19 protein-coding genes and 1 pseudogene are annotated in these 16,460 nt (G+C 65.5%); 18 read left to right on the plus strand and 2 right to left on the minus strand.

Annotated elements, in window-relative coordinates:
* Window positions 1-223 precede the first annotated feature (223 nt).
* The 13 genes and pseudogenes from E6J59_02575 to E6J59_02635 all read left to right on the plus strand — a co-directional run bounded on the left by E6J59_02575 (window position 224) and on the right by E6J59_02635 (window position 9,218).
* Complete coding sequence (locus E6J59_02575; protein TMB23081.1) at window positions 224-718, plus strand: hypothetical protein; 495 nt, start codon at window positions 224-226, stop codon at window positions 716-718.
* Window positions 719-867: 149 nt separating this feature from the next.
* Entirely contained in the window at window positions 868-1,347 is a 480-nt protein-coding gene (locus E6J59_02580; protein TMB23082.1) for a hypothetical protein, read from the plus strand.
* Between the two features lie 101 nt (window positions 1,348-1,448).
* Window positions 1,449-2,054, plus strand: a complete 606-nt coding sequence (locus tag E6J59_02585; protein ID TMB23099.1) for a nucleotidyltransferase family protein — start codon at window positions 1,449-1,451, stop codon at window positions 2,052-2,054.
* Window positions 2,055-2,196: 142 nt separating this feature from the next.
* A complete protein-coding gene (locus tag E6J59_02590; GenBank protein ID TMB23083.1) occupies window positions 2,197-3,621 on the plus strand; it encodes an amidase in 1,425 nt (474 codons plus the stop codon).
* Between the two features lie 327 nt (window positions 3,622-3,948).
* Entirely contained in the window at window positions 3,949-4,146 is a 198-nt protein-coding gene (locus E6J59_02595; protein TMB23084.1) for a type II toxin-antitoxin system HicB family antitoxin, read from the plus strand.
* Between the two features lie 51 nt (window positions 4,147-4,197).
* On the plus strand, window positions 4,198-4,644 hold the full coding sequence (locus tag E6J59_02600; protein ID TMB23085.1) for a hypothetical protein: 447 nt from the start codon (window positions 4,198-4,200) through the stop codon (window positions 4,642-4,644).
* Between the two features lie 81 nt (window positions 4,645-4,725).
* A pseudogene (locus tag E6J59_02605) lies at window positions 4,726-4,963 on the plus strand (DUF4160 domain-containing protein).
* A complete protein-coding gene (locus E6J59_02610) occupies window positions 4,944-5,315 on the plus strand; it encodes a DUF2442 domain-containing protein (protein TMB23086.1) in 372 nt (123 codons plus the stop codon). The pseudogene E6J59_02605 and the gene E6J59_02610 overlap by 20 nt, the downstream one beginning before the upstream one ends.
* Window positions 5,316-5,341: 26 nt before the next feature.
* Entirely contained in the window at window positions 5,342-5,857 is a 516-nt protein-coding gene (locus E6J59_02615) for a hypothetical protein (protein TMB23087.1), read from the plus strand.
* A 385-nt stretch (window positions 5,858-6,242) separates the two neighbouring features.
* On the plus strand, window positions 6,243-6,692 hold the full coding sequence (locus E6J59_02620) for a class I SAM-dependent methyltransferase (GenBank protein TMB23088.1): 450 nt from the start codon (window positions 6,243-6,245) through the stop codon (window positions 6,690-6,692).
* The gene (locus E6J59_02625) at window positions 6,650-7,612 is read left to right on the plus strand and encodes a hypothetical protein (GenBank protein TMB23089.1); all 963 of its coding nucleotides are present in this window, start codon (window positions 6,650-6,652) and stop codon (window positions 7,610-7,612) included. Before E6J59_02620 ends, E6J59_02625 begins: the two co-directional genes overlap by 43 nt.
* A gap of 212 nt (window positions 7,613-7,824) precedes the next feature.
* Window positions 7,825-8,472 carry a VOC family protein gene (locus E6J59_02630; protein ID TMB23090.1) on the plus strand — a complete coding sequence of 216 codons (648 nt, stop codon included), beginning with the start codon at window positions 7,825-7,827 and terminating at the stop codon, window positions 8,470-8,472.
* Between the two features lie 503 nt (window positions 8,473-8,975).
* The gene (locus E6J59_02635; protein ID TMB23091.1) at window positions 8,976-9,218 is read left to right on the plus strand and encodes a hypothetical protein; all 243 of its coding nucleotides are present in this window, start codon (window positions 8,976-8,978) and stop codon (window positions 9,216-9,218) included.
* A 79-nt stretch (window positions 9,219-9,297) separates the two neighbouring features.
* Here the strand turns inward: E6J59_02635 and E6J59_02640 are convergent, their stop codons facing one another.
* On the minus strand, window positions 9,298-9,573 hold the full coding sequence (locus E6J59_02640; GenBank protein TMB23092.1) for a hypothetical protein: 276 nt from the start codon (window positions 9,571-9,573) through the stop codon (window positions 9,298-9,300).
* A gap of 831 nt (window positions 9,574-10,404) precedes the next feature.
* On the opposite strand from E6J59_02640, the gene E6J59_02645 reads away from it, so the two are divergent.
* The 3 genes from E6J59_02645 to E6J59_02655 all read left to right on the plus strand — a co-directional run bounded on the left by E6J59_02645 (window position 10,405) and on the right by E6J59_02655 (window position 12,292).
* Window positions 10,405-11,088, plus strand: coding sequence for a GDSL family lipase (locus E6J59_02645; GenBank protein TMB23093.1), 684 nt, complete (start codon window positions 10,405-10,407; stop codon window positions 11,086-11,088).
* A gap of 28 nt (window positions 11,089-11,116) precedes the next feature.
* Window positions 11,117-11,428 (plus strand): hypothetical protein, encoded by a 312-nt coding sequence (locus tag E6J59_02650; protein ID TMB23094.1) that lies wholly within the window; start codon window positions 11,117-11,119, stop codon window positions 11,426-11,428.
* A 204-nt stretch (window positions 11,429-11,632) separates the two neighbouring features.
* Entirely contained in the window at window positions 11,633-12,292 is a 660-nt protein-coding gene (locus E6J59_02655; GenBank protein TMB23095.1) for a glutathione S-transferase family protein, read from the plus strand.
* A gap of 196 nt (window positions 12,293-12,488) precedes the next feature.
* On the opposite strand, the gene E6J59_02660 is transcribed toward E6J59_02655, so the two are convergent.
* Entirely contained in the window at window positions 12,489-13,667 is a 1,179-nt protein-coding gene (locus E6J59_02660; GenBank protein ID TMB23096.1) for a glycosyl hydrolase family protein, read from the minus strand.
* 151 nt (window positions 13,668-13,818) lie between these two features.
* On the opposite strand from E6J59_02660, the gene E6J59_02665 reads away from it, so the two are divergent.
* Window positions 13,819-14,478, plus strand: a complete 660-nt coding sequence (locus E6J59_02665) for a cytochrome C (GenBank protein ID TMB23097.1) — start codon at window positions 13,819-13,821, stop codon at window positions 14,476-14,478.
* Window positions 14,475-16,460 (plus strand): molybdopterin oxidoreductase (locus E6J59_02670; GenBank protein TMB23098.1); only part of this gene is annotated, 1,986 nt, incomplete at its 3' end. The genes E6J59_02665 and E6J59_02670, both read left to right, overlap by 4 nt.

Raw genomic sequence — 16,460 nt, forward strand, 5'->3', positions numbered from 1 at the left:
TGCCGTCATCTACACCCTACTCGCGGTACGCTGCCCACGCTGCCGTAACCGATTGGGCCAGACGTTGACGGCTGGCAGCGGCGTACCGTTCTCGAGAAGCAAGGTCCGCTTCTGTCCGTTCTGCGGCTTGGAACTCGACTCCCAAGATGTGCAGGAGCGATCTGCGGTCTAACATGGCGCTGGAGCTGCCGCGCACGAAACCTGCGATTCAGTGCGACGAACAGTGGGCGCGCAGCTCAGCGCTCAGTCGTTAGGCAGCGGTGACCGCATGACCAGAGTACCAGCGATACTCATTCTGCTCGTGGGCGCGACAGCGTTTTTCTTCTGGCTGACCCGTTCCGGAGCAGGTGCCGAGGGTACTGAGCGGGTTTTTCGCTTCGGGCAAGAGTGGAGCTTCGTTGGCAGATCCAGTGACCCGGAACCGACGCTGATCATCGTGAGAGTCGAAACGCTGCCGAGGATCGGAGAAGTTATCCATATCAGCGTGCGCGGCGTTCGGATCCGTAACTCTCATGCTGCCGAGGGCTATGTGGACACCCTTCCTCATTTGCCGTTTAGTCCAGCCGCACTCCAGCGAAGCGTCACACGGTTGGTGGCAGACTCCGTGACGCTGCCGGACTTTAAGCCAGGGTACGAGGAATGGCGGCGAGCGCAGGGGGGAGCGTTCACCGTCTCGGTTCGCGAGGCCCTCGATCTTGCCGAGCAGGCCGTCAAATGATGGTCTGCCGGTCTGCCTAACACGCCATTGGAGCGGACCGGCGCTGATCGGCCGCGGCGTGAGGCGCGGCCCCGCGAGTGCGCCGGCCGCTCAACGGCCTTCTCGTTAGGCCGCTTTGCACACAAACGCGCGAACCGCGGACCCTTTCCATGAACATCCTCACGGTCAATCTCCTGTTCAGCACGCTCGTGTTCTGGATCGCCGCCAGGATTTACGTTCTCCCGAGACTCCAGGAGCTGAAACCGCGGACCATCTTGCTGCCGATCCTCCTGCTGCATTCCTTCCGACACCTCGGCCTCATGTTCCTGGCCCCCGGAGCCACCTACCCCAACATTCCAACGCCGTTTGCCTATCCGGCAGCCTTCGGCGATCTGCTGGCCGCTGTGTTAGCAATCGCTGCGATTCCAGCCGTGGCGAGACAGGCACGAGGTGCCCGATTCCTCGTGTGGCTCTTCAACGTCGAGGGCACAGTAGACCTGCTCGTGGCGATCGTCCTCGCTACGGTCTATGGCGCATCGGTGTACATGGGGCCAGCGTACTGGATCCCGGCGTTCTGGGTTCCGGCGCTCCTGGTGACGCACTTCATCACCTTCCTTGTTCTTCGGAGGCACTGGACGGGACCGGCCTAACATGGCAATGCAGCTGGCGCCGCTGCGCGCCGCAGCTGATCGCCCCAGTCGTTAGACGGCCCAAGGTCGACCGCGTGGACGGCCAGAGAGGAGTTCGAACGATCCAGGCTGGTGGCGAACGGCTGACTGAAGGTCTGCGGCACAACGAAGTGTTGTGGGAGTGCCTTCGCCGTCTTCCTGCACTCGAGTTGCCGGGCTGGTATCTCGGGGCGGGGTGCATCGGCCAGACGATCTGGAACATCGCGCACGGTAAAGCGGCAACAGCCGACATCGCTGATTACGATCTGGCCTACTTCGATGCTGATCTCGCTCCGGAACGGGAGGTCGAGGTAGCCGCTCGCGTCGGTAAGCTGCTCGAGGATTTGCCCGTTCGGCCCGACGTGAAGAACCAGGCGCGCGTCCATCTCTGGCACGAGGGCCGCTTTGGCTATCCGATTCGTGCCTACGCTTCTTCCGAAGACGCGATCGCCACCTGGCCGACGACCGCTACGGCGGTGGGTGTTCGGTCCGTCGACGGAATCCTTAAGGTTTACGCGCCGTTCGATACTGCTGATCTGTTCGCCCTCGTCGTACGGCCGAACCGGGTCAAAATCACGCCGGATATCTATGCTGCGAAGGTGGCACGTTGGGTTGAGCGGTGGCCATCGCTCAAGATCTTGCCCTGGGAACAGGGTGTGGGTGTTTCGGGCAGCCGCAGGGCCGTCTAAGCCGATGCAGCGGCCCCGAGCGGAACGGGCTTGACCGACCATCCTACCGTCTGCGACTGTGGCGTCCGTCTTCGGGCGGCCGTCGCGTCGGGCGCGGGCCGCTAATCGGCAGGTCGTCAGACGGCCAAGGAAAGAGTGCGCGATGCTAAGTGGAAGCCAGCTCGCCTACGAGTCGGCGACGTCCTTGCGCCGGCGCATCGCGGTGAAGGAGCTGTCCCCACGCGAGTTAGTCGACGGTTTCTTGCGACGCATCGAACAGCGTGATCCCCAAGTTCACAGCTATCTGTACGTTGCTGCGGACAGGGCGGCGGAGGCGGCGCGTCGGGCAGAGCAAGCGGTCATGGACGGACGAGAGCTCGGTCCATTGCATGGCGTGCCAGTCGCCGTAAAGGACCTTTTCGACACGCAAGGTATTGAGACGACGTGTGGCTCTCCGCGGATCCTCCATGGGAATGTGCCCGCGCGAAGCGCTACGGCTGTGGAGCGACTCGAATCGGCGGGCGCGGTGCTTCTCGGAAAGCTGCACATGACCGAGTTTGCTTTTTTGGAACACCATGCGGACACACCGCCAGCCCGGAACCCATGGGATCTCGCTCGATCGCCTGGAGGATCATCGAGCGGGTCCGCGATCGCCGTGGCCGCCGGCCTGGCTACGGCGACACTTGGGACGGACACAGTCGCCTCCATCCGTTTGCCCGCGGCGTGGTGCGGTGTCATTGGCTTCAAACCGACCTGGGGCATGGTGTCGCGCGACGGGGTATTCCCGCTCGCCGCCTCGCTCGACCACGTCGGCCCGATCACGCGCAGCGTGGCTGATGCCGCTCTCATGCTGCACTGCATCGCAGGTCCCGACTCACGCGATCGCTCCGCTCTCCCGAACGGGTCCATCCGTTCTGAGCCGGCACCACGCGAGAACTTCGCAGGCGTACGGATCGGCTGGGATGAGTCGTACGTCACGACGGATGCCGAGGCGGACGTGATAACTGTGACACGAACCGCACTCGACGCTATGCTTGCACTCGGCGCGGAAGTGAAGCCGATCGAGGTACCGAGCCTGGATAGCACCCTGAACACGTTCACAAGCGTGTTTTTGCTGGAGTTACGGTCCGCGCACGTTCGGTTTTACCCGGAACGTAGCGACGACTACACCCCAACTTTGCGGGAAACGCTCGCTTTGGCCTCGGGGTTCGATCCGCTCCGATATGTAGACGCTTCGATCAGGGCTCGCGCGTTTCGGTACCAAATCGACTGTCTGTTTGATGAGATCGACGTACTCCTGTGTCCGGCCGCGCCTTCCGCGGCCACTTTGCTGACGGGTGATCAGCGAAGGAGCAGCGATGTCGCGCGAGGGAGCGGTAGAAACCCCCTCTACCCGTTTCGCTACACCTGCCTATGGAATCTCGCGGGTACGCCCGCGGTATCTCTGCCGTGGGGCTTCACTGCGGGCGGGCTGCCGCTCGCGGTGCAGCTCGTCGGCCGGCGTAGGGCCGACGATGCACTCTTGTCGATCGCCGCGCGACTGGAGGCCGAGGCCCCGGACGTTGGGCGTCGGCCACCGCTCGAGTGAGTGGTGCGCATGAGGGAACCAAAACGCTTCCTAGTCCGGTGGCTGAACGGCCCGTCTAACAAGGTGTTGGAGCGGACCGGCGGACAGCCGAGCTACTTCATGCGGGCGCCGGTGCCCGCCGGCCGCTCAACGCCAGCTCGTTAGCCATGCAGGCCGTCTCGCTGCCCGAACTCAAGGGCAAGATACTGGAAAGCGCTCGGCTCGATGGTGAGACCGAAGAATGGGTCTTCCAGTTCTCGGGTAAGATCTGCCTGCAAGCGAGCGCACCCTGGCGCCTCGTGGTGGAGAACAGGATCCGTCTAGGGTGGCGGGACCACGGCCACCGGTTTGGGCTCGCGCGCCACGTCGTTCGGAGCCTATGTCCCTGATCTTCCCGGCTGTGTCGCAGCCGGAGAGACACGGGATGAAGCGTTGAGGCTCATCCGTGAGGCTATCGAGTTCCACATCGAGGGCCTCAGGCAGGAAGGGCAGCCTGTTCCTCCTCCTTCGTCAACCAGCGAAGTGGTCGACGTTCAAGCTGCCTAACCCGGCGATGGAGCCGGCCGGCTCAATCCTCGCCCCTCATCGCGACCGCCAGTGCGCCGGCGGCTCATCGCCACGCCGTTAGCCATGCAGGCCGTCTCGCTGCCCGAACTCAAGGGCAAGATACTGGAAAGCGCTCGGCTCGATGGTGAGACCGAAGAATGGGTCTTCCAGTTCTCGGGTAAGATCTGCCTGCAAGCGAGCGCACCCTGGCGCCTCGTGGTGGAGAACAGGATCCGTCTAGGGTGGCGGGACCACGGCCACCGGTTTGGGCTCGCGCGACCGGTCGACGCGTCGGAGAGGCTGCCTATCGGTTCGTCGGTGACGGAAGCGTCGATTGACGATCCCACGGGCGACCTATCGGTGGGTTTCGTCGGAGGCGCGATCTTGGAGGTGTTCAACGATTCATGTGGTTACGAGGGGTGGATTCTGAACGGGCCCGGTGCGAACACCTACGTCGTGGCCCAAGGCGGCGGCACGATCGTGCGGTCCAGTGACTGATGGCTAACTCGCGATTGCAGCCGGCGGCGCTACGCGCCGCCGCTGAACCGCCAGGTCGTTAGCGAGCGGCAATGACGACCGATGCCGACGATCCTTCGAATCGGGCCCATATCGGTTCTTCTTCTACGCGAGTGATCGGGCAGAGCCGGTCCATGTGCATATCGAGGCGGGTGATGGGACTGCCAAGTTCTGGCTTGTTCCTGTCCGCCTGCAGGGCAGTCGCGGATTCACCCGCCATGAGCTATCTCACCTGCAGCGGCTGGTGGTTCAGAATCGAGAACGTCTCGTGAGGGCATGGCATGCGTACTTCAAGAGCTGAGGCACCCGCACCTTCAGCGCTCCGGGCCCGGATCGTCAACGACGCCCTAGTTGTAGATCTCAATGACGGGCGAACGGTTACGGCCCCTCTCGCCTGGTACCCCCGGCTGCTTCACGCCACGGCGCGCGAGCGCAGACGCTGGCGACTCATCGGCAATGGCGAGGGAATCCATTGGCCCGCCGTCGATGAGGACCTCAGTGTCGAGGGTCTTCTCGCGGGAAGACCCTCAGCCGAAAGCCAGGCGTCGTTCAAGAAGTGGCTAGAGGGCCGCCGGCCGCTCGCTAACAAGCGGATGCAGCCGCCGCGCGAGACCGCTCGTGTTCGTCGCGCGCGCCGTCGGGCGCGCGGCTGATCCGCATCATCGTTAGGCTGGTCCCCATGTCTCGCTGGCTTACGCTGCTTGCCTTCGCGCTGATCAACAGTGGCTGCAACGCAATGTCGATACCCTGTCTTGCGAAGAAGGAACGCCCGGATCTCATCGGGCGGTGGCGTTTTGTTGGAAGGCCGCCGGGGTTCGATGCCGAACTGTCGGATCGTTGGCGTCCTCATCCAGAGACCATGGATCTGTTGCCTGACGGCCATTTCCACATTCGGTACGCCGGAAAGCAACTCGATCGGCTCCGGGAGCTGAACCCGGACGTCGGTGACAACGACACGTGGTCAGGGCAATGGCAGGTCGGGTGGTTCTGCCCCGGCGATCTGTTCTTGCCCACTCAGTGGCTCCGGTTGTCGCCCGGCCCGATCGTTCGTCACTTTGAGCTCAAGGACGACCACCTGACGATATTCTACCCGTTTGGGAGTGGGTGCTGTCATGAAACGTACATGCTGGAAGCAGGCGCCGCGCAAATACATCGCTCTGCGGACGTGGATCAGCCGGAGGCTGGCATCAAGTGATCATGTCCGTGTCTAACATCAGCTTGCAGGCGAGCGCGGTATCTTCGGCTGCCACAGCAGTGCCACATCGCACGGCGCCTGAAGCTGGGCGTTAGGCGGCGGGGAATCGTCGCGGGGAGATGCCACCTCGATGACTACTCGTAGGGACCAGGTACCCTTCGATCCCTACTACTTCGAGCGGCTTGCGCGCCAAGGCATGAGCTACTCGCCTCGCGAAGCGTTTGACTACATCTATCGGAACCGACATTGGGCCGGAAAGGAGTCCGTCTCTGGCGAAGGAGCAAGTCACGACCAGACCGCCCAGCTCCGGGCTGTTCTACCGAGGCTTTTGCGAGAGTTCGAGACGCACACTCTGCTGGACCTACCCTGCGGGGATTTCAGCTGGATGCGCGAGGTGACTCTCCCGGTAGCCCAGTACGTTGGGGCTGATCTGTTGCCGGCTCTGATCGCGGAACATCAGGTTCGCTACGCCGATGACCGGCGCAGCTTTCTCGTCTTGGACCTCACCGTGGATGCTCTACCGCCTGCGGACGTGCTGCTGTGCCGCGACTGCCTCGTACATTTGTCCTTCGCGGACGTTGCCCGCGCGCTTGCGAACATCAAACGGGGGGGCATCGACTATTTGCTCACGACGACTTTCCCCAGCTGCGATCAGAACGAGGACGTCGTGACCGGAGACTGGCGCCTGCTGAATCTGGAGAGGCCACCGTTCAACTTCCCGCCACCGCTGCGGCTGATGAACGAAGGGTGCACTGAGAGCCGGGGGGCTTTTGGTGACAAGAGTCTTGGCCTATGGCGTGTCGGACAGCTACCAACGCTGGAGCCAGCCGCCTAGCATGGGCGTTGGATCGGACGCGCCTGCGGCGCGCCGCTCAACGCCGCGACGTTAGGCGCATGAAACTGTCGGTCACGCGATTGAAGGGGCATCGTCGCATTTGCGGCGGCGCCCTCATCGGCCTCACGGTCCTTCTTCCATGGACTCCACTCCGCGCCGCCGAACCGCTTCGCGTCGCCACCTATAACATCTTCATAGGCAACCCCGACCTCGAGAGATCGATCGGCGTCATCCTTGCCGCAGACGTGGACATCGTGGCGCTCCAAGAAGTATCTCACCGGCAGATTGACCTTCTCACGACGAGGCTCCGGGAGCGATTCCCCTATCGCTTCTTCCCCGAGGCCACTGATGGTGGCGCTCCAGCCTTGCTGTCGCGTTTGCCGCTCGCGAACGAACGTTACCGACCATCCGAGCGAGGCTTGAACGGCTTTGCGTTCGCCGACATCGAGTTCGATGGCCGGCAGGTCCAGGTGGCCAATCTCCATCTCGATCCTATTCGAGCGTGGACGCTGGCGTATAAACTCACAGTTCCCTGGCAGATGTTGTGGCAAGGCGCGCGCCATCGCAGCGAACTCGCGCAGGTATCGGCAGAGCTACGTCCCATGGTAGCCACGATCGTCCTTGGTGACCTAAACACGATCGCGAGTATGGCTGCGCCCGAAGAGCTCTCGCGTTGGGGTTTGGTCGATAGCTATGCGGCGATTCACTCCAGTGGAGAGAAGCTCGCTACGCATCGGGCAGCAATCCTCGGCATCCCGATCGGTCGCCGAATCGATTTCATCTTCCACAGTCGCGAATTTCAGACCGTTGACAGCGAGCTAGTTCCCGGCGAACCTTCGGATCACGACTTGGTACGGAGCACGCTCGAGTGGTCCGATTGGATGGGCAGTCACGCGTCTGGGCCAATCGCCGAGCCCTAATCCCAGGAGCGACATTCGTACCCCGACACATGCCGTCGTCTCGATCGAGTCCGTCACGCAGTCGAGTTCGGAAATGGAACGGTTTGAAGGGTCTAACCCGCGGCTCCAGCGGCCCGCGGTCAAGTTGGGCTTTACGCTACGGCGCGAGCCATGCTAGGGAGATGTGCGGCGGCGGCTGAGCCGCGGGGTCGTTCGCTCGACGGAAGGACGCGATGTCGCTGGAACTGGATCACGTATTCATCTGCGTTGAGGAGGCGACCGGCGCCGAGCGAGCGCTCGCGGATTTCGGGTTGCAGTTCGGTCTGCGCGCTGTTCATGGAGGCCAAGGTACAGCCAACGCCTGCGCGTTCTTTGACAACGCCTACCTCGAACTCTTATCCCGGCATGACGACCAGGAATTACAGTCTCCGGCGGTGCGTCCCCTCGCGCTTTGGGAGCGGGTTCGTTGGCGGCAGACGGGCGCGTCGCCATTCGGCATCGCCTTTCGCACTCGGAACATCGAGTTATCGATCAACACATGGCCGTACGCGGCTGCTTTCCTCCCGCCCGGCAAGAACATTCCAATTGTGACCGCGCCGAACGCGGCACATGAGCCGCTCATTTTCCTGATCCCGGCAACGTTACCGATCCGTCTGCAGCCGCCGCAGGCCCATCGTGGTAAGCACCGTAGTCTGACTCGAGTGACCGTATCCGGTCCACGGGTATCCGCGTTGTCCGCAGACGTCAGGGTACTCTGCGATCCCGAGGTCCTCGCGATCACGCAGGCTCCTGAACATCACCTTGAGCTGGACTGGGACTGCGCCAGTGGCGGCGAGTCCCATGATTTCCGTCCGACGCTACCGCTGGTGCTTCGGTGGTAGGTCGATGAGCAACCGGGGACATGGGTACCTCCGTCGCGGCTAACCGGCACTGCAGCCGACGGCGACCATGTGGCTCTCGGCGGCGTTGTGGATTCCCACTCTGGCCGCCGCGGCTGAGCGGCTGATCCGTTAGACGCGGTGTGGCGGTGATCCGACACATTGAAGGCATCCTGTTGTGGGGCATGGGCGCTATGGGACTTTGGTGGGTGTTCACCCTCATCGCTGCGTTGCTGATACGTTCGCCGCTCATGCCCGTCTTGAGCCTCGTTCCCCTGCTGCTGGATGCGCCGCTCTTCTGGATACAGCCCCGGCAGCTCCCTGGATACGCCGCTGCCGTCATTTACGATCATGGGAGTCTTCTGGGGTTCGGTCGGGCACCTGGTCGCGACGCACGTGTCTAACAGGGCCGCTGAAGCGTACGGCGGGGGTTGATGGATCTCGTTGAGATGAATGGTCCATTGGCCCCGCCGCGGCTGAGCAGCCGACGTTAGGCGGACGTCCCGATGAGCGATCTGATCCTCGAAACCTTGCTCATCCCCGTCGAGATGTTCCTCTGCCTCACGGGAGAGCTCATGCTCTTCGCGGTCACATTCGGTTACCACCGGCCTCGCTGGGACCTGTACACCTCGGAGCGGCCCGCTCGCTTCGTATTGTTGTCGGACGTGAGCACGTGGATCGGCTTTGCCTTCTGGCTCGGCGTCGTCGTGTTAGCACACGCACTTTTCGGAGGAAGGTCGCTTAGATGACACCGTCTAACAACCGGCTGAAGCTGACGGCGCGCCGGAGGCCGGCGGCGGATGCACGGTTGTGCACGCGCTCCGCAGCTTAGCCCGGAGCGTTAGCCAGATTGAGGGGAAACGTCAGCGAGCGTTTGCTATGGGTGAGAGACCGCACGCGGTAGCCCTCGTGGTCGATCCTGAGTTCGGTGAGCGGCTCCTTGATCTCTCGCGTCGAATCCACGTCTGGGCGCTTGATACGCCCACGAATCGAACGGTTGCGGAGCGTGTGTGGCGCGAGGTCGCCGGGACTCACTCGCTCGAGAACGGGATCACCACCTTCAAGGGGAGCCCCGATGCAGCAGCCGATGAAATCGTGGGCCATCAGCTGTCCACCATCGATCCTTACCACCGTGCGCACAGCCACAGTCCGCCGTGGAGCGTGCTCGAGGTGTATGGGGCGCCTCCGACCACCGGCCTGCGCACCGTTCTATCGGAGTATTGGGCTTACAGAAGTACGAGCTACCGCTCATGGATTCGTCGCCACAGCTCCTTCTGCCTGACCCGTGGCTTCAGCAGTCCGCGGTCGCTCGCAACGTTGGGCGCCACAGCACCGGCGTGCTACGTTCCGACGCGGCGGCTCCTGAGCCGCCGAGCTGTTAGCCGGCCGGGACTTCTCGACGAGCATGCCTATGAAGCGTAGGAAATCGAGTACATTCCCGGTGATAGCTGAGCGCCGGTTCAAGCTTCGCGGTCTGGCTTCACGCGAGGTCATTATCCGCATTGGGATACCAACGCGAGCCGGGCGCGACAGTCGCTGTCCCTTTCAAGTCTGCGGTCTCTCGAACGATGCCGTGCAGTATGCGATGGGCGTCGACTCGCTCCAAGCCTTGAACCTCGCCTTTGTAGGGGCGCGCAATGCGGTGAAGAACGACCTCTGGGTCCTGTCCGCTTTCCACAAGAAGCTGGCGCCCACCTGGGAAAACCAGCCTTGGGACGTATCGTTTCCATTTTGGGTATGCGTTTTCGACACTCAGCAGTTGTCACGTCTTGAGACGTTCGTGGAGGGATTGTGGCGAAGACGAAGGGCGGTCCGGCGGGCATCGCGCAAGCGAGCCCCCGGACGCGTACATGCCACCGGCTAAACCGTGCATGCACCCGACCGGCTCCGCCGGCGGCTGATGCACAACGACGTTAGGCTTCAACTGGAGAGCCCATGCAACAGATCCTCGTTTACGCCGATTCGCTCACGTGGGGGATAATTCCAAACACGCGCCAGCGGCTTCCGTTCGCAGATCGTTGGCCTGGCATCATGGAAGAGGAGCTGCTCCAGCGTGGGCTGGCCGTGCGCGTGGTCGAAGACTGTCTGAACGGCCGACGAACGGCCTTCGAGGATCCGTACAAGCCCGGTCGCAACGGCTTGGTAGGTCTTGAGCAGAGGATCGAGATCAACTCGCCGTTGACGCTCGTGATACTCATGCTGGGCACGAACGACTTTCAGTCCATGCATGCGTACAACGCGTGGCATTCTGCGCAGGGCATCGCGGCACTCGTGGATGCGGTCCGCAGAGCGCCCATCGAGCCAGGGATGCCGACCCCGGAGATCGTCGTGGTGGCGCCGCCTGCCATCCAGAAGCCGAAGGGCACGATTGCCCCGAAGTTCCAGGGGGCAGAGGCGAAGAGCGTTGGGCTCGCTGATGCTTACGAAGAAGTCGCGCGCGAGCGTGGTTGCGATTTCTTCGATGCGGGGCGGGTCACCGCTTCCAGCTCGGTGGACGGTGTGCATCTCGACGAGAACCAACATCGCTCGCTAGGATTGGCACTCGTTGACTTTGTCGGCCAAGTGCTCAAGAGGGTGCCTAACCTGCCGCTTCAGCGGCCCGGCTGCGCCGGCCGCTGAGCGGCCAATCTGTTAGGCTGCTCGCCCGATGTCGTGGTGGATCGCCCGAACCGATGACCGAGGGAGGCGCGAACTCTGGGGCATCGACTTCGACCCGTTGCTCACGCTCGTTGTGATCAGCCTGCCGCTCATTACTCTTCTGCTCAACGGCTTGCTCTCCCTGACGATGCTCGTCGCCGGCGTCACATGCCTTGTCACTTCGAAGGTGTCCGTGTTCCGGCGCGGAATCCGGGTGTCCTGGGGCCCGAGGATGATGTCTGCGCGCAGCTCAGCGATCTACAAGCTTGGATACGTGCTCATGGCGGTTGGTGCCGTCCTGCGGTTGACTCTCCATGTCTGACCAGCCTAACAGGGCACTGGAGCGGACCGGCGAGAAACGTACTCTCATGTCCGGGCGTCCGTGGCCGCCGGCCGCTCATCGCCACGCCGTTGGGCAGCTTGCGTCGATTTCGTTCGTTTCCAGACGAAGGAGACGGCGGCCCGATCCATTCATTCTGGGGCGCGCGCGGACTGTTACCGTTCGGGAGTAGTTGAGGAGTCGAATATGCCCATGAAGCTTTATGCTCACCCCTTCGCTTCGTACTGCCAGAAGGTGCTGATCGCGCTGTACGAGAACGGAACCCCGTTCGAGTTCTGCATGCTCGCGCCAGACGACAAGCAGATGGCGGCCGAGCATGAAGCACTGTGGCCGTTCAAGCGCATGCCCGTGCTCGTGGACGACGGCTGTACGGTGGTGGAGTCGAGCATCATCATCGAACACTTGGGGCTCCGTCATCCGGGGCCGGTGCGGCTGATCCCAGACGACCCGCGCGCCGCGCTCGAGGTGCGGATGATGGACCGCGTTTTCGACAACTACGTCGCCACACCGATGCAGAAGATCGTTGTCGACAGCATCCGTGCAGCAGAGAGTCGCGACCGCCAAGGTGTCGCCGAAGCACGGGCGATGCTCGATACGGCCTACCGCTGGATCGACGACACAATCACGGGGCGCAAATGGGCGGCCGGCGACGCCTTCAGTCTTGCCGACTGTGCTGCCGCGCCCGCGTTGTTCTACGCCGACTGGGCCCACCCGATCGGCGAGGCGTTCTCGAACCTCCATGCCTATCGCCGGCGGCTGCTCGCGTGGCCCTCCTTCGCTCGGGCGGTGAATGAGGCACGGCCATTCCGCCCACTCTTCCCGCTCGGTGCACCCGACCGTGACTGATCATGGGGAGGAGAAGGGTGTCCGGAAGCTGGGAGCGTGGCATCTCGAGCGCTGCCCAACAAGACGCTGCAGCTGACGAGCCAGAGCGCGTTTCAATCGGTGTGCAGTACCGTCTGGCGTCGAAGAGAAGGGCGGCCACCGGGCGGACACGAACGTCGCCACCCGGCCGCGGCAGCTGAGCGCACGGGCGGCGAGATCAAGCCACGAGCGCGTTCGCCCGCGCGACGGCGCCGAGCCAGCGGGCGCTCGGCTTGGGGCGGCGCGCCTGGGTGATGCGGTCGACCGCCACCAGGCCGAAGGTCGGGCGGTAGCCTAGGGCCCATTCGAAGTTGTCGAGCAGGCTCCAGTAGACATAGCCGCGCACGTCGATCCCGTCGGCGAGGCAGGCGAGCACACCCCCGAGCGCGCGCCCGACGAACTCGATGCGCTCGGCATCGTCCTCCGTCCCGATGCCGTTCTCGGTGACCAGGACGGGGACGCCGGGCGTCACCTCCCAGGCGCGGCGGATGGTCGCCTCCAGCGCCTCGGGCCAGAACTCGTAGCCCATCTGCGTGAGGCGTACGCCCTCCTCGGGCCCGAGCATGCCCCCCGGGCCGAAGCGCACGCGCGAGTAGCACTGCACGCCGAAGAAGTCATCGCCGCGCGCGGCCTCGAGAAAGACATCCTCCATGTCGCGCCGGTAGCGGTCGCGCTCCGCCTCGCCGCCGGCCGCCGCCTGGCAGTCGGACATGGCGAGCACGAGCCCGACGGGCGCCCGGCCCGGGCCGGAGCGGATCGCCGCGACGGCCTTCCGGTGCGCGTCGATGAAGACCTCGTTCACGCGGCGGCGGAGGTCGGGGTCGCGCTTGCCGGGCGGGAAGAGGCCGTAGAGGTAGCCGAACGTGGCCACGATGTTGGGCTCGTTCAGCGTGCAGGCGCGGCCCATCACGTCACCCAGGTGGGCGGCGGCGCGCGCCGAGAAACGGGCGAAGCGGTCGGCCGTCTCGGGGTTGGCCCAGCCGCCCCGGGCCGCGAGCCAGCGGGGCGTCGTGAAGTGGTGGAAGGTGACGATCGGCTCCACGCCGTGCTCGCGGCAGGTCGCGCACACGCGGCGGTAGTGCTCGAGCGCGGCGCGTGAGAACTCCCCGTCCTCGGGCTCGATGCGGCTCCACTCGAGCGAGAAGCGGTAGGCGTTGAAGCCGAGCTCGGCGAGGAGCCGGACGTCCTCGGGCCAGCGGTGCCAGTGGTCGCAGGCGTCGCCGCTCGGCTCCTGGCAGGGCGAGGCCGGATCATGCTCCCACATCCACCAGTCGTTGTTCCAGTTACCGCCCTCGACCTGGTGGGCGGACGTGGCGGTGCCCCACACGAAGCCTTCGGGGAAGCGGCGAGCGGCCATGCGCGGTGAAGCTAGCGGCGGGCGCGCGGGAGGGTCAAGCGGCGCCCCTCAGCCCGGGTGATGTTCTGCAGTAGGCGATTTCAGGGCGTGCCCGCTACCCCGATTTTTCCGAACCTGCTAGACGGGGGCCGCTGCCGGGACCGTCGGGCCGATGCCGCAGATCTTCCACCCGAGCACGAACACGATCTCGCGGGTGTCGATCGTCGCCGCCGTGCTCGCTCTCAGCGCCTTCGCGCTGGTCGGCGGCTCGCTCCAGCGCTCGCCCTACCTGACCGAGGTGGGCGTGCCGCGCGTGCAGCCGATCCCCTTCAGCCACAAGCACCACGTGGCCGGGCTCGGCATCGACTGCCGCTACTGCCACACCTCGGTGGAGGAGTCCTCGTTCGCGGGCATCCCGCCCACCGAGACGTGCATGAACTGCCACCGCGAGATCTGGAAGGACAGCCCGATGCTCGAGGCGGTGCGCGAGAGCTATCGCAGCGGCCGGCCGCTCGAGTGGATTCGCGTCCACGACCTCCCCGACTTCGTCTACTTCGATCACAGCATCCACGTCGCCAAGGGCGTGGGCTGCGCCAGCTGTCACGGGCGCGTGGACGACATGCCGCTCACCTGGCGCGTGGCGACGCTGCACATGGACTGGTGCCTCGACTGCCACCGCCATCCCGAGCGTCACGTGCGCCCGCGCGGGCGCGTCTTCGACATGGCCTGGCAGCCGCCGGCGGATCAGGAGGCGAAGGGCCGTGCGCTGGTCAAGGAGTACGGGATCATGGACCCGACGCACCTGACGAGCTGCGACACGTGTCATCGATGAGCGAGCCCGGCCGCGTGTGGTGGCGGAGCCTCGAGGAGCTGGCCGGCCCGGCCGCGCTCGAGGCGCTCCTCGCGCGCCAGTATCCGTCACAGGCCGCCGCCTGGCTCGACCCGCTCCGCCGCCGCGAGTTCCTGAAGCTGATGGCGGCCTCGCTCGCGCTCGGCGGGCTCACGGCGTGCACCAGCCAGCCGACCGAGAAGATCGTCCCCTACGTGAAGGCGCCCGAGGACCTCGTGCCGGGCAAGCCGCTCTTCTTCGCCACCGCCGTCGCCCAGGGCGGCTTCGGCACCGGCGTGCTGGTCGAGAGCCACATGGGGCGCCCGACCAAGGTCGAGGGCAACCCCGAGCACCCGGCCAGCCTGGGGGCCACCGACGCCGCAGCGCAGGCTTCGGTGCTGACGCTCTACGACCCCGACCGCTCGCAGACCCTCACCTACCTGGGCGACATCCGCCCGTGGGGTGGCTTCCTGGCGACGCTCCGCTCGGCCCTCGGGGCGCAGCGTGCGCGGCGGGGTGCCGGGCTCCGCATCCTGACCGAGACCGTCACCTCGCCCACCCTCGCGAGCCAGCTGGCCGCGATCCTGCGCGATCTCCCCGAAGCGCGCTGGCACCAGTGGGAGCCGGTGAACCGCGACCCGGCGCGCGCCGCGGCGCGGCTCGCCTTCGGCGACTACGTCGACACCCACTACCGCCTCGCGGAAGCCGACGTGATGCTGGCCCTCGACGCCGACTTCCTCGGCTGCGGCCCCGCTCACCTGCGCTACGTGCGCGACTTCGCCGCCCGCCGCCGGCCCGGCGCGCGCGGGATGAACCGGCTCTACGTGGTCGAGAGCACGCTCACCACCACGGGCGCGAAGGCCGACCATCGGGTGGCGCTCGCCGCGCGCGACGTGGAGCGCGCGGCGCGCGCCGTCGCCGCTCGCCTCGGGATTGCCGTGCCCCGGCACGAAGGGCCGTCCCCGTCCCTCACCGACGCCCTGGCGAAGGACCTCGCGCGGCACCGCGGCCGGAGCGCCGTCATCCCCGGCGAGCACCAGCCGCCTGCCGTGCACGTGCTCGCGCACCTGATGAACCAGACGCTCGGCAACGTGGGGAGGACGGTCGTCCACACCCCGCCGGTCGAGGCGCGCCCGGAGGACCAGCTCGCCTCGCTACGCGCGCTCGTGCAGGACATGGAGGCCGGCCGGGTCGAGCTGCTCCTCGTCCTGGGCGGCAACCCCGTCTTCACCGCCCCCGCCGACGTGCCCTTCGCGGCGGCGCTCGCCAAGGTGCCGCTGCGCGTGCACCTGGGCCTCTACCACGACGAGACCGCCGCGCTCTGCCACTGGCACGTCCCCGAGGCGCACCCGCTCGAGGCGTGGAGCGACGTGCGCGCGTTCGACGGCACGGCGACCATCATGCAGCCGCTCATCGCCCCGCTCTACGGGGGGAAGTCGGCGCACGAGCTGCTCGCGGCCTTCGGCGAGCCGCCCGACCGCTCGGGCTACGACCTCGTGCGCCAGCACTGGCAGGCGGGGCACCGCGGGGACGACTTCGAGCAGGCATGGCGGCGCTGGCTGCACGACGGCGTCGTGCCCCGAACGGCGCTCGCGCCGGAGGCCGTCGTGCCGGCGAAGGCCATCCCAGCGTCTCCGGCGCCGGGCGACGGCCTCGAGCTCGTCTTCCGCCCCGACCCGACCATCTACGACGGCCGGCACGCGAACAACGCCTGGCTCCAGGAGCTGCCGAAGCCGATCACGCACCTCACCTGGGATAGCGTCGCGCTCGTGAGCCCGGCCACCGCCGAACGCCTCGCCGTGAAAAGCGAAGACGTCGTCGAGCTCACCTACCGCAAGCGCACGGTGCGCGCGCCGGTTTGGATCATGCCCGGCCACCCCGACGAGTCGGTGACAGTGCACCTGGGCGGCGGCCGCACGCGGGCGGGCCGGGTCGGCACCGGAACGGGCTTCGACGCCTACGCGCTCCGCTTCGCGGACGGGCTC

This window comes from Deltaproteobacteria bacterium (genome assembly GCA_005879795.1).
Lineage (GTDB): Bacteria > Desulfobacterota > Binatia > DP-6 > DP-6 > DP-6.

What these genes read in the sequence shown, in the direction of transcription:
- E6J59_02580 (TMB23082.1), top strand. Translation starts at nt 868, where the DNA reads ATGAACATCCTCACGGTCAATCTCCTGTTCAGCACGCTCGTGTTCTGG.
- E6J59_02590 (TMB23083.1), top strand. Translation starts at nt 2,197, where the DNA reads ATGCTAAGTGGAAGCCAGCTCGCCTACGAGTCGGCGACGTCCTTGCGC.
- E6J59_02610 (TMB23086.1), top strand. Translation starts at nt 4,944, where the DNA reads ATGCGTACTTCAAGAGCTGAGGCACCCGCACCTTCAGCGCTCCGGGCC.
- E6J59_02615 (TMB23087.1), top strand. Translation starts at nt 5,342, where the DNA reads ATGTCTCGCTGGCTTACGCTGCTTGCCTTCGCGCTGATCAACAGTGGC.
- E6J59_02620 (TMB23088.1), top strand. Translation starts at nt 6,243, where the DNA reads ATGCGCGAGGTGACTCTCCCGGTAGCCCAGTACGTTGGGGCTGATCTG.
- E6J59_02625 (TMB23089.1), top strand. Translation starts at nt 6,650, where the DNA reads ATGGCGTGTCGGACAGCTACCAACGCTGGAGCCAGCCGCCTAGCATGG.
- E6J59_02630 (TMB23090.1), top strand. Translation starts at nt 7,825, where the DNA reads ATGTCGCTGGAACTGGATCACGTATTCATCTGCGTTGAGGAGGCGACC.
- E6J59_02635 (TMB23091.1), top strand. Translation starts at nt 8,976, where the DNA reads ATGAGCGATCTGATCCTCGAAACCTTGCTCATCCCCGTCGAGATGTTC.
- E6J59_02640 (TMB23092.1), bottom strand. Translation starts at nt 9,573, where the DNA reads ATGGCCCACGATTTCATCGGCTGCTGCATCGGGGCTCCCCTTGAAGGT.
- E6J59_02645 (TMB23093.1), top strand. Translation starts at nt 10,405, where the DNA reads ATGCAACAGATCCTCGTTTACGCCGATTCGCTCACGTGGGGGATAATT.
- E6J59_02650 (TMB23094.1), top strand. Translation starts at nt 11,117, where the DNA reads ATGTCGTGGTGGATCGCCCGAACCGATGACCGAGGGAGGCGCGAACTC.
- E6J59_02655 (TMB23095.1), top strand. Translation starts at nt 11,633, where the DNA reads ATGCCCATGAAGCTTTATGCTCACCCCTTCGCTTCGTACTGCCAGAAG.
- E6J59_02660 (TMB23096.1), bottom strand. Translation starts at nt 13,667, where the DNA reads ATGGCCGCTCGCCGCTTCCCCGAAGGCTTCGTGTGGGGCACCGCCACG.
- E6J59_02665 (TMB23097.1), top strand. Translation starts at nt 13,819, where the DNA reads ATGCCGCAGATCTTCCACCCGAGCACGAACACGATCTCGCGGGTGTCG.